The sequence below is a fragment of the Aquincola sp. J276 genome, assembly GCF_024700035.1.
Lineage (GTDB): Bacteria > Pseudomonadota > Gammaproteobacteria > Burkholderiales > Burkholderiaceae_C > Aquincola > Aquincola tertiaricarbonis.
This window is the reverse complement of sequence record NZ_JAJONC010000001.1, coordinates 2,173,997-2,186,882: the sequence shown is the minus strand read 5'-3', so window position 1 is coordinate 2,186,882 and position 12,886 is coordinate 2,173,997. Positions and strand designations below refer to the sequence as shown.

10 protein-coding genes are annotated in these 12,886 nt (G+C 72.1%); all 10 read right to left on the bottom strand.

Annotated features, from left to right (window positions below):
- Positions 1–19: 19 nt before the first annotated feature.
- The 10 genes from LRS14_RS09970 to LRS14_RS09925 all read right to left on the bottom strand — a co-directional run bounded on the left by LRS14_RS09970 (position 20) and on the right by LRS14_RS09925 (position 12,847).
- Positions 20–1,051: a MoxR family ATPase gene (locus tag LRS14_RS09970; RefSeq protein WP_257799429.1), complete on the bottom strand. Its 1,032-nt coding sequence runs from the start codon at positions 1,049–1,051 to the stop codon at positions 20–22.
- A 2-nt stretch (positions 1,052–1,053) separates the two neighbouring features.
- Positions 1,054–3,114, bottom strand: coding sequence for a hypothetical protein (locus LRS14_RS09965; RefSeq protein WP_257799428.1), 2,061 nt, complete (start codon positions 3,112–3,114; stop codon positions 1,054–1,056).
- Positions 3,111–4,325: a hypothetical protein gene (locus LRS14_RS09960; RefSeq protein WP_257799427.1), complete on the bottom strand. Its 1,215-nt coding sequence runs from the start codon at positions 4,323–4,325 to the stop codon at positions 3,111–3,113. The genes LRS14_RS09965 and LRS14_RS09960 overlap by 4 nt, the downstream gene beginning before the upstream one ends.
- Positions 4,326–4,397: 72 nt before the next feature.
- A complete protein-coding gene (locus LRS14_RS09955) occupies positions 4,398–4,622 on the bottom strand; it encodes a cysteine-rich CWC family protein (protein WP_257799426.1) in 225 nt (74 codons plus the stop codon).
- On the bottom strand, positions 4,615–6,153 hold the full coding sequence (locus LRS14_RS09950) for a malonyl-CoA synthase (RefSeq protein WP_257799425.1): 1,539 nt from the start codon (positions 6,151–6,153) through the stop codon (positions 4,615–4,617). Before LRS14_RS09950 ends, LRS14_RS09955 begins: the two co-directional genes overlap by 8 nt.
- Before the next feature lie 10 nt (positions 6,154–6,163).
- Entirely contained in the window at positions 6,164–7,168 is a 1,005-nt protein-coding gene (locus tag LRS14_RS09945; protein WP_046114169.1) for a tripartite tricarboxylate transporter substrate binding protein, read from the bottom strand.
- A gap of 77 nt (positions 7,169–7,245) precedes the next feature.
- The gene (locus tag LRS14_RS09940; RefSeq protein WP_257799424.1) at positions 7,246–8,553 is read right to left on the bottom strand and encodes a malonyl-CoA decarboxylase; all 1,308 of its coding nucleotides are present in this window, start codon (positions 8,551–8,553) and stop codon (positions 7,246–7,248) included.
- Between the two features lie 14 nt (positions 8,554–8,567).
- Entirely contained in the window at positions 8,568–9,254 is a 687-nt protein-coding gene (locus LRS14_RS09935; RefSeq protein WP_257799423.1) for a GntR family transcriptional regulator, read from the bottom strand.
- A 96-nt stretch (positions 9,255–9,350) separates the two neighbouring features.
- Positions 9,351–11,930, bottom strand: a complete 2,580-nt coding sequence (locus LRS14_RS09930; RefSeq protein WP_257799422.1) for an ATP-binding protein — start codon at positions 11,928–11,930, stop codon at positions 9,351–9,353.
- Entirely contained in the window at positions 11,927–12,847 is a 921-nt protein-coding gene (locus tag LRS14_RS09925) for an AraC family transcriptional regulator (RefSeq protein ID WP_046114173.1), read from the bottom strand. The genes LRS14_RS09930 and LRS14_RS09925 overlap by 4 nt, the downstream gene beginning before the upstream one ends.
- Positions 12,848–12,886 lie beyond the last annotated feature (39 nt).

Genomic DNA, 12,886 nt, shown 5'->3' with positions numbered 1-12,886 from the left:
GGGTGTCGGCGCAGGCGCGTCAGGCCAGCGGCTGGGTGACGGCCTTGACCAGCGCTTCCTTGCGGTCGGCCGGCAGGCCGGCGCGGCCCACCACCAGCAGCACCGCGTTCAGCAGCTGGTCGGTGGCCAGGCGCTCGGTGGCCGCGCGCCGCGCGAAGTCGTCGATGCGCTGCCGCACTTCGTCGGCCAGCGTGCCGGTGAAGTACTCGGCCAGGTGCGCGTGCACCACGTCGGACAGGCGCTTCGGGTCCTTGCAGGGGTCGGGCATGTCCAGCCGCAGGCAGCGGCGCAGGAAGGCGGGGGAGAACTCCCGCTCGCCATTGCTGGTGAACACCACCAGCGGAAACTGCTTGGCCTGCACCCGGCCGCCGGTCACCGGGTAGGTGTCGGCCGGGCCGCCGCCGTGCAACCGCACCGCCACCGTGGCGGCCTTCTGGCGGGCCAGCTCGGGCACCTCGAACTCGCCTTCCTCCAGCACGTTGAGCAGGTCGTTCGGCAGGTCGAGGTCGGCCTTGTCGATCTCGTCGATCAGCAGCGCCCGCGGGATGTCGGTGGGCAGCAGCGCGGTGCCCAGCGGCCCCAGCCGCAGGAATTGGGAGAGGGGCAGCTCGGCCTGCTCGGTGCCTTCGCTGCGGGCCTGCTGTGTGGCATGCAGCCGGCCCACCGCGTCGTAGCTGTACAGCGCGTCGCGCAACGTGCTGCGCGAGGTGACGCTCCAGCGCAGCGGCTCGCCCAGGCGCAGCTCCCAGGCGATGGCGTCCACCAGCGACGACTTGCCCGAGCCCGGATTGCCGGTGACCAGCAGCGGCCGCCGCAGGTACAGGGCTGCATTCACCAGCTCCACGATCTCCTGCGTGGACTGGAAGGTGCGGCCGCGCTTGCGCATCGCCGGCGGCAGCGCGTCGTCGGCGGGGATGCGACGCTCCCATGCCACGGTGTGGGTGCGGAAGGGCCGCCACGGCGGCGGCGGCGGCAGCAGGTGGATGCCGTCATGCGGCGTGCGGTCGCCACGGAACAGCCGCCAGTCCGCGGGCTGGGTTGCAGGTGTCATGTTCATCGCTCGGCAGCTTTCAGTTGCGGTGCGTAGGGATTGCGTGCGGGGTCGTCCCACAGCAGCCGCAGCCGGCTGCCGGGATGCTTGCGCTGGGCGGCATCGGCCTGGCGCAGCGCGAACAGCTTGAGCAGGGCCTGCGGCCCGCTGCAGGCGCCCAGGTCGGCCTCCAGGCAGGCGGTGTCGGCCTCGCTCCAGGCGGCGTCGGACCAGCAGGCGAAGGGCAGGCCGTCGTCGTACAGCGTGTACTTGCTGGCGTCGTCCAGCGTGCGGCCGGGCACCGCCAGGCTCAGGCCGACGCAGCAGCCCTGCGGCACCGCATCCAGCCGGCTGGCCAGCAGGCCGTCGCGGATGCCCTGCGGCTCCATCCACACGATGCGCAGGCCATGCGCGCTGAAGCGCTCGCCCAGCTTCATCGCGGCCTTCTGCCACTGCACGATCTCCGTGCCGCGGCGGCGGTGGCCCAGCGCCGCCAGGCGGTCGGCCAGCCGGCGCACCACCGGGTAGCGGCTGCCGATGGCCCGCTCGCGGCCACGCGGGCCGAAGCCGTGGGCCTCCACGTCGTCGTCGATGCGCTCCAGCGGCAACGCCACCTCGATGATGAAGTCGGGCAGCTCGATGCCCAGCGACTGGGCAGCGGTGGTGGCTTCGTCCAGCAGCGCCTTGAGGGCCTCGGCGCGGCCGCTGCCATCGGCCTGCACCGCCAGCGGCTCGGCGCCCTCGCCGGACGTGCCGCCGAGGGCCAGCACCTGCACCGGCTGGCCCGCGAACAGCCAGCCGTGCAGCACCGTGGTGCCGGCGGCCGCGCCGGGTGCCTGCGCCACCAGCACGAAGCACAGCGTGGCCCCGGCCGCCGCGGCCTGCTGGGCGGCCTGCGCCTGCGCCAGGTAGGCCTGCGCGGCGTCCTGCTGGCCCTGGCGCTTGATCCACAGCAGCAGCTCGGGATGGTCGGTGGGCACCGGCAGCCGGCAGCGCAGCTGCAGCGCCCAGCGCAGCAGCGCATCGGGCAGGCCGGCGGCCCGCGGCATCTGGCCCAGCAGCCAGGCCATGGCGACGGCGCCCTGATCGGCCGCGGCCTGGTGGGCGGGCGTGGGCTGGGCCGGCGGCAGGGCGGCATGGAAGGCCGGCACCAGCATCTGCGCCGGCAGCGCCTGCACGATGCGCAGCAGCTGCGTGGCGCGCACCTCGGGCAGCAGCTGCAGGCCGCTGTCGGGCAGGGCGTCGTCGGGCTGGCCGTAGCTCCAGTCCACCGGCGTCTGCTGCTCGTCGGCCGCGGCGAAGGCCTGCTGCACCGTGCGGAAGGCCTGGTGGAAATCGGGCCAGCTGCCGGCCGGCGGATCGCCCAGCGCCTGCAGCAGCCGGCTGCTGAACAGCGCCACCGATTCCCGCGCCGGCAGCCCCGCCTGCGATTGCGCCACCTGCCCTGGCGCGGTGGCCAGCAGCACCCGCTGCTGGATGCGCGGCTCGGCCGTGACCGCATTGAAGTCCGACGGCCGCGACAGCCGGCGGTCGCGCGCGGTGGTCATCACGTAGTTGGCGCAGGCGTCCACCACCAGCAGCTGCTGCGCGAAGCCGGCATACGGCCGGGTGCGCAGGGCCTTCATCAGCGACAGCGGCTCGAGGTTGCGCGGCTCCAGGTCGGTGGCGTCGGCATGGAACAGGCGGCGGCTGCGCTCGTTGTCGCGCTGGTCGATCACGCCGTGGCCGCTCCACACCAGCAGCAGCGTGGCGTCGTGCAGCGTGGCGGCCAGCTGGGGCAGCTCGGTGTTCACCAGGGTCTGGAAGGCGGCTTCGGTGGGCTGCAGCAGCAGCCGCGGCTGCCGGTCCGGCGGCACGGTGGCGGTCATGCGCTGCTGCCAGGCGTCCACCAGCGGCTGCGAGGCCGGCTTGGCCGACAGGAACAGCACGATGCGCTCCGGCCGCACGCCGCGCGCCAGCAGCCAGTCGGCCCAGGCCAGCGCATCTCGCACCGGGCCCAGCAGCGGGTCGTCGGGGAACACGCCGCAGCGCTCCACGCCGACGATGACGGCGCAGGCCTGGTCAGGCGGGCCGGCAGGCTTCACTGCATGAAGTCCCGGATGTGGCGCCACAGCGCATCGTTGGCCCAGTAGGCGCTGTGGCTCTGCGGGAAGGGCTGGCGGCTGCGCACCTCCTGGTCCACCACACGCGCGCCGAACAGGCCGCTGCCGACGTAGCTCAGCAGGTCGTTGAGGTCGTAGACGTTGAGCCAGCGCGGAAAGTGCTCCGGCAGCGCCTGACCGCGGCGCAGCAGGCTGAGCGCATCCGCCTCGTACAGGTAGGGCGCCTGCGAGCCGCAGGTGATCAGGCCGGCCACCGGCAGCCCGCGTGTGCTGGCCAGCAGCTCCACGCTGGCGATGCCGCCCAGGCTGTGCGCCAGCAGCCACACCGGGCCGGCGCCGGGGGCCTGCGCGCAGGCGCGGATGCGCTCGGCGATCAGGCCGCGGATGGCCTCGCCGCCGTGCGGCGTCTGGTAGCGCAGGATGTCGTGCGTGGCGGCGAAGGAGGCGTCGGTGACGCCGGTGCGCTTGCGCCGCAGGATGGGCGTGGCGATGCGGCTGGCCAGCCCGCCCAGTGCGCCGATGAACTCGTCCAGCAGGCCCTTGGTGGCGCCGCCCAGCACGGCCACTGCGTCCTCGTACAGGCCGTCGCGCAGCTCGCCGTCCAGCGCGGGCAGGCCACGCGCCTCGGCGGCCTGCGCCCAGGCGGCCACGAAGGCGCGGGCGATCACGGGGCGGCTGCGCTCCGGAGCGGTCAGGGCCTCGGCCTCCAGCGCATCGGCGAAGGTGCCGTCCTGCCGCAGCAGCGCCAGCACATCGGGCAGCAGCTGCACCGACAGGTGGCCGTTGCGGGCCAGTGCGCCGCTGGAAGGCAGCAGGGTGGCCAGCTGCGACAACGCGCGCTCCGCGGGCGAGGCCGCATGCGGCGAGCGGGCGATGGCCTGCGGATCGGCGCCGGCGGTGAGGGCGGCATAGGAGCGCAGCTCGTACAGCGGGTCTTCGTAGAGCAGGCGCCAGCGCACTTCCTGCTCGCGCGCCGAGGGGCCGGCGCCGGCCTGCGAACGGCCCACCTCGTAGCCGGGCACCGACAGGGCGTTCTCGTCGATGGTGGCGCCGACGTGGTCGCCCCACTGGCAGGGCTGCACCTGCACCGCGGCGCTCAGGTGATGCGCCGCCTGCGCGCGGATGGCGGCGAAGCTGGCGTCATAGGCCGCCCCCCGCACGCCGGTGCCGTGGACGAAGAGGAGGGTGGTCATGGGCGCCTCGCGCGATCTGTGTAACAGCGGCGAGGGTAGCCTGCGCGCGGGCCGTGGCGCCGCGGGGTGTCCCTAGGTCGTGGTGCGCGCCAGCTCCGCCAGGCACCGCACGCACAGGCAGCCCGCGTACTGCGCACGCAGCTCCGCCTGCAGCGCCGGCGGCAGCACCAGGCCGCTGCAAGCGCACGGCCCGGGGTCTTTGGCGCCGCAGTGGAAGCCGCCGCCGCAGCGCGGGCAGGTGTCTTCGCGCGAGGACGGCAGCGAAGGCGCCGCGTGCGGCGCCTTGGCTTCAGCCACCGAACAGCCCCTTGTGCTGGTCGCGCAGCAGGTTCTTCTGCACCTTGCCCATCGTGTTGCGCGGCAGCTCGGGCACCACGTAGACCTGCTTGGGCACCTTGAAGTTGGCAATGCGCTGCTTCAGCGCCGCGATCACCTCGTCGGGCTGCACCGTGGCGCCGGCGCGCGGCACCACCACGGCCACCACGGCTTCGCCGAAGTCGGGGTGGGGCACGCCCACGACCGCGCTTTCCGACACGCCGGGCAGCTCGTTGATCACGCCTTCCACCTCGGCCGGGTAGACGTTGTAGCCGCCGCTGATCACCAGGTCCTTGCTGCGGCCGACGATGGTGACGTAGCCGCGCTCGTCCACCAGGCCCACGTCGCCGGTCTTGAACCAGCCGTCGGCGGTGAACTCCTCCTTCGTCTTCTCCGGCATGCGCCAGTAGCCGACGAAGACATTGGGGCCCTTGACCTGGATGCCACCGATCTCGCCGGTAGGCAGCGGCTGGCCCTGGTCGTCCTGCACCCGCAGGCCCACGCCCGGCAGCGGGAAGCCCACCGTGCCGCCTCGGCGGTCGCCGTCCTGCGCGTGGTAGGGGTTGCTGGTGAGCATGGCGGTCTCGCTCATGCCGTAACGCTCGACGATGGTGTGGCCGGTGCGGTTGCGCCACTCGTTGAAGGTCTCGATCAGCAGCGGCGCCGAGCCCGCGACGAACAGCCGCATGCCGGCGCATGTCTCGCGGTTGACCGCCGGCTCGGCCAGCAGCCGCACGTACAGCGTGGGCACGCCCATGAACACCGTGGCCTCGGGCAGCCGCGCCGCCACGGCCTGCGGATCGAACTTCGAGAACCAGATCATCCGCGCGCCCGCCAGCAGCGCCCCGTGCGAGGCCACGAACAGCCCGTGCACATGGAAGATGGGCAGCGCATGGATCAGCACGTCGTCGGCGCGCCAGCCCCAGTACGCATGCAGCGTCTGCGCGTTCGACAGCAGGTTGCCATGCGTGAGCATGGCGCCCTTGCTGCGCCCGGTGGTGCCGCTGGTGTAGAGGATGGCGGCCAGTTCGTCGGCACCGCGCTGCGCCGGCTCATGCTGGGTAGGCTGGTGGTATGCCCGCTCCAGCAGGGTGCCGCTGCGGTCCTCGTTCAGCGTGAATACATGCTGCGTGCCGGCCTTGAACGCGATCTTGCTCACCCAGCCGAAGTTCCTGCCCGAGCACACCACCACGCCGGGCTCGGCATTGCCGATGAAGTACTCGATCTCGCTGGCCTGGTAGGCGGTGTTGAGCGGCAGGTACACGTAGCCCGCGCGCAGCACGCCCAGGTACAGCATCAGCGCCTCGACGCTTTTCTCCGTCTGCACCGCCACCCGCGTGCCGGCCGGCAGCTCCAGCGACTGCAGCAGGTTGGCGATCATCGCCGTGGCATGGTCGAGGTCGCGCCATGTATAGACAAGCCGCTGCGGCGTGTCGGCCGTCTCGATGGCGGGGGTGTCCAGGTCGGCCGGAAAGGCCGCCCGCAGCGCGGCGAACAGGTTCTGGTTGTTCATCGTCGTGAGGTCAGTCGAGCTTGGCGCCGGAGGCCTTCACCACCTCGCCCCAGCGCTTGATTTCCGAGCTGGCAAACTTGCCGAAGGCCTCGCCGTAGAGGTCGGGCGTGGCGGTGCCCAGGCTGGTCCAGGCGGCCTTGAGCTCCTCCGAGTTGAGGGCCTTGCGCATCTCGGCCTGCATGCGTTCGATGGCTTCCTTGGGCGTGCCCTTGGGCGCCCACAGGCCGTACCAGGTGGCCACCTGGTAGGCCGGCACGCCGCCTTCCACCGAGGTGGGCACGTCGGGGAAGCCGGGCGCGCGCTTGTCGGCCGCCACCGCGATGGCCTTGATGCGACCGCCCTTGATGTGACCGGCCGAGGAACCCAGGCCGTCGAAGGCCAGGTCCACCTGGCCGGCGATCAGGTCCTGCAGCAGCGGGCCCGCGCCGCGGTACGGGATGTGGGTGATGAAGGTCTTGGTCTGCAGCTTGAACAGCTCGCCCGCCATGTGGTGCGAGGTGCCGTTGCCGGCGGAGCCGTAGTTCACCTTGCCCGGGTTCTTGCGCAGGTAGTCCAGCAGCTCGGGCAGCGTGGTGGCCTTGATCTTGGACGGGTTGACGACGATGACCTGCGGCACGCTGGAGATCAGGCCCACCGGCACGAAGTCGGTCTCGAGGTTGTAGTCCAGCTTGGGGTACATCGCCGGGGCGATGGAGTGGTGCACCGCGCCCATGAAGAAGTTGTAGCCGTCGGGTGCCGCCCGTGCGGCCAGCCCGGCACCGAGCGTGCCGCCGGCGCCGCCCTTGTTGTCGATGATGAACTGGTGGCCCGTGTTCTTGCTCATCAGCGCGAACAGCGGCCGCGCGAAGGCATCGGTGCCGCCGCCCGGCGGGAAGGGCACGACGATGTTCACCGGCTTGCTGGGCCAGGCCGATTGCGCCAGCGCCGCCGGGGCGGCCAGCGTGCCGCCCAGGGCGAGGGCCGCCAGGGCCAGGCCGGCGCCGCGCCGGGTGAGGGTGAGGGGGTACTGCGTCATCGTGTCTCCATCGAAAGAGGTGGGCGCCCGGTGGGCCGGGTCTGGAAAAGGCCCCGCGGTACGCGCGGGTGGCTGGGCTACAGCAGCGAGGTGACCGCCCGTGCGGCCGCGATCTCGCCCTGCGTGAAGGCTTCGTGGTGGGCTTCCACGCGCGACAGGTCGTACAGGTAGTTGACCATCATGCCGAAGGATTGCTTTAGGCCCGGCTTGGACAGGTTGCCCATCGGGTTGAGCCGCTCGAGCCGGGCGCCGTTGTCCAGGTGGAAGCGGGCCACCGGGTCGCCGCCGGTGTGCGGCGTCTGGTGCACCAGGTAGAAGGCGCACAGCCGCTCCAGCGCCTTCTGCGCCTCCGGCGCCAGGGCCTGCAGCGCGGCGGCGCTGGCCAGCTTGCTCCATTCGCCGCCGCAGGCCGCCTTGAGGGTGGCGCGGGCTTCCAGCGCCCGTTCGGCGGTGGCCTTCTTCACACCGGGCAGGGCAGCCCAGTCGCCGTCCTTCGCCAGCCAGCCTGCAAAGCCGGGGATGGGCGACAGCGTGCAGAAGGTGCGCAGCTGCGGCACCTCGCGCTTGAGCTCGTCGGCCACGCGCTTGATGAGGAAGTTGCCCAGCGACACGCCCTTCAGCCCCGGCTGGCAGTTGCTGATGGAATAGAAGGTGGCCACCTTGTACGTGTCGGGGTCGGCCGAGCGGCTGGTCTTGTCGATCAGCGGCGCCACCGCGGCGGGCATCTCGGGCACCAGGGCCACTTCCACGAAGATCAGCGGCTCGTCGGGCAGCTGCGGGTGGAAGAAGGCGAAGCAGCGGCGGTCGGGCAGCAGCCGGCGGCGCAGGTCGTCCCAGCCGTCGATCTCGTGCACCGCCTCGTGGCGGATGAGCTTTTCCAGCAGCTGCGCGGGGGAGTTCCAGTCCACCTTGCGCATCTCCAGGAAGCCGGGGTTGAACCAGCTGGACAGCAGATGCAGCAGGTCGTTCTCCAGCGCCTTCAGCCCCGGCTGCTTGGGCAGGCGGTCGAGCAGCGCGCGGCGCATGCGCACCACGGCCTCGGTGCCGCCCGGCGTGCGGTTGATGCGGCGCAGCAGCTCCTGGCGCGGCGGCTCGGCCTGCTGAGTGAGGCGGATCAGGTTGTCGGCGGTGGGCTTCTCGGCATAGGCCAGGGCGGTGTCCAGCACGGCCTGGGGATCGGGGCTGAACTCGTTGGCCAGGCGGTCGAAGAAGGTGCCCTGCTGCTCGGCCGGCAGGCTGTCGAAGCGGGCCACCAGCGTGCGGGCAATGGCCACGCTGTTGGCCTCGCCGCGCTCGGACAGCAGGCGCCGGCAGTCGGTCATCAGGCTGCGCAGCGCGTAGTCGCCACCCATGCGGCGGGCGGCACTCTTGAGTTCATCGAGCATGGACAACACTCTCTTCAAGGGGGAGGGGAGGAAGCGGCTGCCTCGTTGCGGCGCAGCGCCTTCAGCGCCTGCAGCTGGGCCATGAGGTGGTCGTGCATCAGCCGCTCGGCCCGCGGCGCATCGCGCGCCACCAGCGCCTGCAGCAGCGCGCGGTGCTCGGCGATGCTTTGCGCCATGCGGCCCGGCCAGCTCAGCTGGCGGCCGCGCAGCAGCCGGATGAAGCGGCGCAGGTCGCTGGTGGTGCGGTCCAGCCAGCGGTTGGCGGCCAGCGACTGCACCCGGCTGTGGAACACGTGGTTGTGGCGGTAGTAGCCGTCGATGTCGCCACGGGCGGCGCAATCCTCCAGCGCCGCATGCAGGGCCTGCAGCTCGGCGATGTCGGCATCGGTGGCCTTGCGCGCGGCCTCGAAGGCGCAGCGGCCTTCCAGCAGCGCCATCACCGGGAACAGGTCGGCGGCGTCGTCCTCCGACAGCTCGGCCACCTGGCAGCCGCGCCGCGGCACCAGCGTCACCAGGCCTTCCGCCGCCAGCACCTTCAGTGCCTCGCGCAGTGGCGTGCGGCTGATGTGCCACTGCTCCACCAGGGCCATCTCGTCGATCCACTCGCCCGGCTGCAGCTGGCGCTCGAACACCATGGTGCGCAGCCGCGCAGCCACTTCCTCGTGGAGGGAGGTGGGGCGCAGCGGTTCGGAGGTGGTCATGCGTCCAATCTAAAACGCATAACTCATAATTACAAGAACGGGTTTACGCCATGCACGGTGGCGGATGCGGTGTGCCGGGTGCCAGGAGCGCCGTGCTCAGCGGACCAGCGTCGGCAGCCAGCGCTGCAGTTCGGCGCGCAGCGCGTCCAGCAGCAGCGGCTTGGTGAGGTAGCCGTCCATGCCGGCGGCAGTGGCCTGGTCGCGGTCGCTTTGCAGCGCATGGGCCGTCAACGCCACGATGGGAAAGCGCTGCAGCCGCCCGGCCTGCTGCAGGGCCCGCAGCCGGCGAGTGGCTTCCAGTCCATCCATCACCGGCATCTGCAGGTCCATCAGCACCAGCGCCGGCGCCTCCCGCGCGCAGGCCGCCAGGGCCTGCATGCCGTCGTCGGCGGTCTGCGCCGGCAGGCCCAGCGCCTTGAGGAAGCCTTCGCCGATCATGCGGTTGACCGGGTTGTCCTCCACCAGCAGCACATGGCCCGGGCCGGGGCCGGACGACAACGCCGCCGGTACGGGTGCAGGTGCGGGTGCAGGTGCCGGTGCAGGCATGCAGGTCGGCGCGGGCGCCGCGGCTTCCGACGTCTGCGGCGCCTGCGCCCAGGGCGGCGGGCTGATCAGCCGCTGCAGCGCCCGCGGCGTGAGCGGCAGCGGCGCACAGGTGATCTGCAGGGCCTCGGCCGCCTGCTCCAGTGCCGGCTGGTGCCAGTCGGGCCGCAGCAGCATCGAAAGGTGCGCATGCGGCAGCGCGCAGCGCAGCGCCTGCAGCGCGGTGGGATCGGTGAGCGACCACTGGGACACGAGCACCGCCACCGGGCGCTGCGCCGCGGTGGCGCAGGCCGCTTGCTGCAGCGCCTCTTCCAGGCTGGTGAACAGCCGCGTGCCGGTGCCATGGCGCAGCAGCCGCTGCAGCATCCAGGCGGCGCGGTGCCGCTCGGTGGCCACCAGCCACACCGGGCCGGCGGGCGGCGGCGCTTCCGGCTCGGGTGGGCCGTCGGTGGCCAGCGGCAGCTGCAGCGTGAACACCGCGCCCTGGCCCACCTGGCTCTGCAGCGTGATGGCGCCACCCATGCTGCGCGCCAGCGCCTGCGCGGTGGCCAGGCCCAGGCCAGTGCCGCCGTGGCGGCGCGACAGGCTGGCATCCACCTGCACGAAGGCATCGAACACCCGCGCATGCTGGTCCGGCGCGATGCCGGGGCCGGTGTCCTCCACCCGCAGGGTGGCGGTGCAGTGGCCGGCATCCTGGTCCACCACCTCGGTGCACAGCGCCACATGGCCCTGCTCGGTGAACTTCAGCGCATTGCCCAGCAGGTTCACCAGGATCTGCCGCAGCCGCACCGGGTCGCCGCGCACCCGGCTGCGCCGGCCCTGCCAGTCGAATTGCAGCGCCACCTCGCGGCCGCGTGCCAGCGGCATCACGCTGCGCATGGTGGTGGCCAGCAGCTCGGGCAGGTCGAAGGGCTCGTCGGCGGGTGGCCCCGGGTCGCCCTGCGAGCGCGAGAAGTCCAGCACCTCGTCCACCACCTGCAGCAGCGACTGGCCCGACTGCAGCGCCACTTCCAGGTGCCGGCGCTGGGTGCTGGAGGTGGCCATCTGCAGCGCCAGCTCGGTCAGGCCCAGCACGCCGTTGAGGGGCGTGCGGATCTCGTGGCTCATGTGGGCGACGAAGAGCGACTTGGCCGCGGTGGCGCGCTCGGCCTCGGCACGCGCCGCCTCCGCCTGCGCCAATGCCGCCTCCAGCCGGGCGGTGCGCTCCGCCACCAGGCGCTCCAGTTCGGCGCGGTCCTGCTCCAGCGCCTGGCGCGCGCGCACCTGCTCGTCCACGTCGATCAGCACGCCGGTGACACGCACGCGGCCACCGGGCAGCACATGCGGATCGGCCATCTGGTGGAACCAGCGGTAGGCGCCCGACTTGCTGCGCAGCCGGAAGTGCAGGTCCAGGTGCGCCAGCTGCGCCGTGGCCTGGCTGGCGGCCTGCTGGTAGCCGGCCGCGTCATTGGGATGCAGCAGCTGCAGCAGCGTGCTGCGGGCCGCCGACAGCTCGCCGGGCTCATAGCCCAGTGCCTCCCACACGCGGTCGGCGATGAACATGCGGTCCTCGTCCAGCATGCGCTCGAACAGGCCGTGCGGCGTGGCCAGCACCGCGCGTTCGTAGCGCTCGCTCATGCGCTGCAGCGCGGCGCGGGATTCATGCGCCTCGTGCACGTCGGTCACCGATCCGGCGAGCAGCGTGCGCCGGCCGTCGGGGCCGGGCCACACCCGGCCGCGGCTGCGCACCCAGCGCCACTGGCCGCTGCCGTCGCGCAGCCGCGCTTCCAGCTCGAAGGGTGCGCCGCTGCGCATGGACTTTTCCACCGCGGCTTCGAAGGCGGCGTTGTCGTCCGGGTGCAGCTGGTGGCCCAGGCGGCCGCTGCCGTCGGGCAGGGTGTCGGCCGACAGGCCCAGCATGCGGCGCAGGCTGGCGGAGTACCAGGCCACGCGGCTGCGCAGGTCGTATTCGAAGAAGCCGTCGAGTGCGCTGTCGAGAGCGCGCTGCCAGCGGGCCTGCGTGTCGGCTGCTTCACCGGCGGGGGTGGCACGGGTGGCTGAGGCGTACCGCTGTGGGCCATCGAGACTTCTGCCCGGCCCGCGGAGCGGGCATCGATGGCCCCGATGGTAGTGGGACTGGCGGCCGCCCCTCAAGCCCCGGGGCCGAAGCGGGCCTCGGCCTGCTGCCGGAACTCCTTCGGCGTCATGCCCTTGATCTGCAGGAAGCGCCGGTTGAAGTTGGCCACGTTGTTGAAGCCGACGTCGTAGCAGACGTTGGTGATGTAGCGGTCGGTCTCCATCAGCAGCTGGCAGGCGCGCGTGATGCGCAGGCGGTTGACGAAGTCGGTGAAGGTGTTGCCGGTGGCGCGGCGGAAGTAGCGCGAGAAGGCGCTTTCGGTCATGCCGGCGCGGGCCGACAGCTCGGCCATCGAGAAGCTCTCGGCGCTGTGCTCGGTGATGTATTCGACGATGTTGCCGATCTTGGCCAGCGAGGCATCGTCGTCGAAGCCCTGCAGCTGCACCGTGGACAGCAGCCGGTAGTCGGTGCAGCGCACCAGGTCGCCCAGCAGCGCCAGGAACTCGGCGAAGCGCTGCAGCCCGTGCAGCTGCTTGATGCGCAGCAGCCGCTCCTGCGCCAGCCCCGACAGGCCGAAGAACTCGATGCCGAAGCGGGCCCGCTCCAGCAGCGCCAGCAGCTCGGCCATCTCGGGGATCAGCCCCGCGGCCTGGCGGATGGGCGCGTCGCAGAACTGCAGGCACAGGTCGCGCACCGCGATGCCGTTCTCGGGCAGGTCGGTGCTCACCCAGTTGTGCGGCAGCCGCGGGCCGGTGAGCACCAGGTGGCCGGGCGAGAACTGGCCGATGTAGTCGCCCACGAAGGCCTTGCCGTGGCTGTCGAGGATGAGGTGGAGCTCGTATTCCTCGTGGTAGTGCCAGCGCACCAGCGGATTGGGCACGCCGTGCTCCAGGTAGCGCACGAAGCCGAAGGTGCCCACCGGCTCGTAGCCCAGGCTGGGCGTGCGGCCGACGTCGTGTTCCAGCTCGGGGCTCTTGCTGCGGGGGAGGGCCATGGCGGTGCCTGCGGTTCTGCGCATTCCGGGAAAGGGGTC

Coding starts and splice junctions, on each gene's coding strand:
- LRS14_RS09970 (WP_257799429.1), bottom strand. CDS start 1,051: ATGACACCTGCAACCCAGCCCGCGGACTGGCGGCTGTTCCGTGGCGAC.
- LRS14_RS09935 (WP_257799423.1), bottom strand. CDS start 9,254: ATGACCACCTCCGAACCGCTGCGCCCCACCTCCCTCCACGAGGAAGTG.
- LRS14_RS09945 (WP_046114169.1), bottom strand. CDS start 7,168: ATGACGCAGTACCCCCTCACCCTCACCCGGCGCGGCGCCGGCCTGGCC.
- LRS14_RS09940 (WP_257799424.1), bottom strand. CDS start 8,553: ATGCTCGATGAACTCAAGAGTGCCGCCCGCCGCATGGGTGGCGACTAC.
- LRS14_RS09925 (WP_046114173.1), bottom strand. CDS start 12,847: ATGGCCCTCCCCCGCAGCAAGAGCCCCGAGCTGGAACACGACGTCGGC.
- LRS14_RS09960 (WP_257799427.1), bottom strand. CDS start 4,325: ATGACCACCCTCCTCTTCGTCCACGGCACCGGCGTGCGGGGGGCGGCC.
- LRS14_RS09950 (WP_257799425.1), bottom strand. CDS start 6,153: ATGAACAACCAGAACCTGTTCGCCGCGCTGCGGGCGGCCTTTCCGGCC.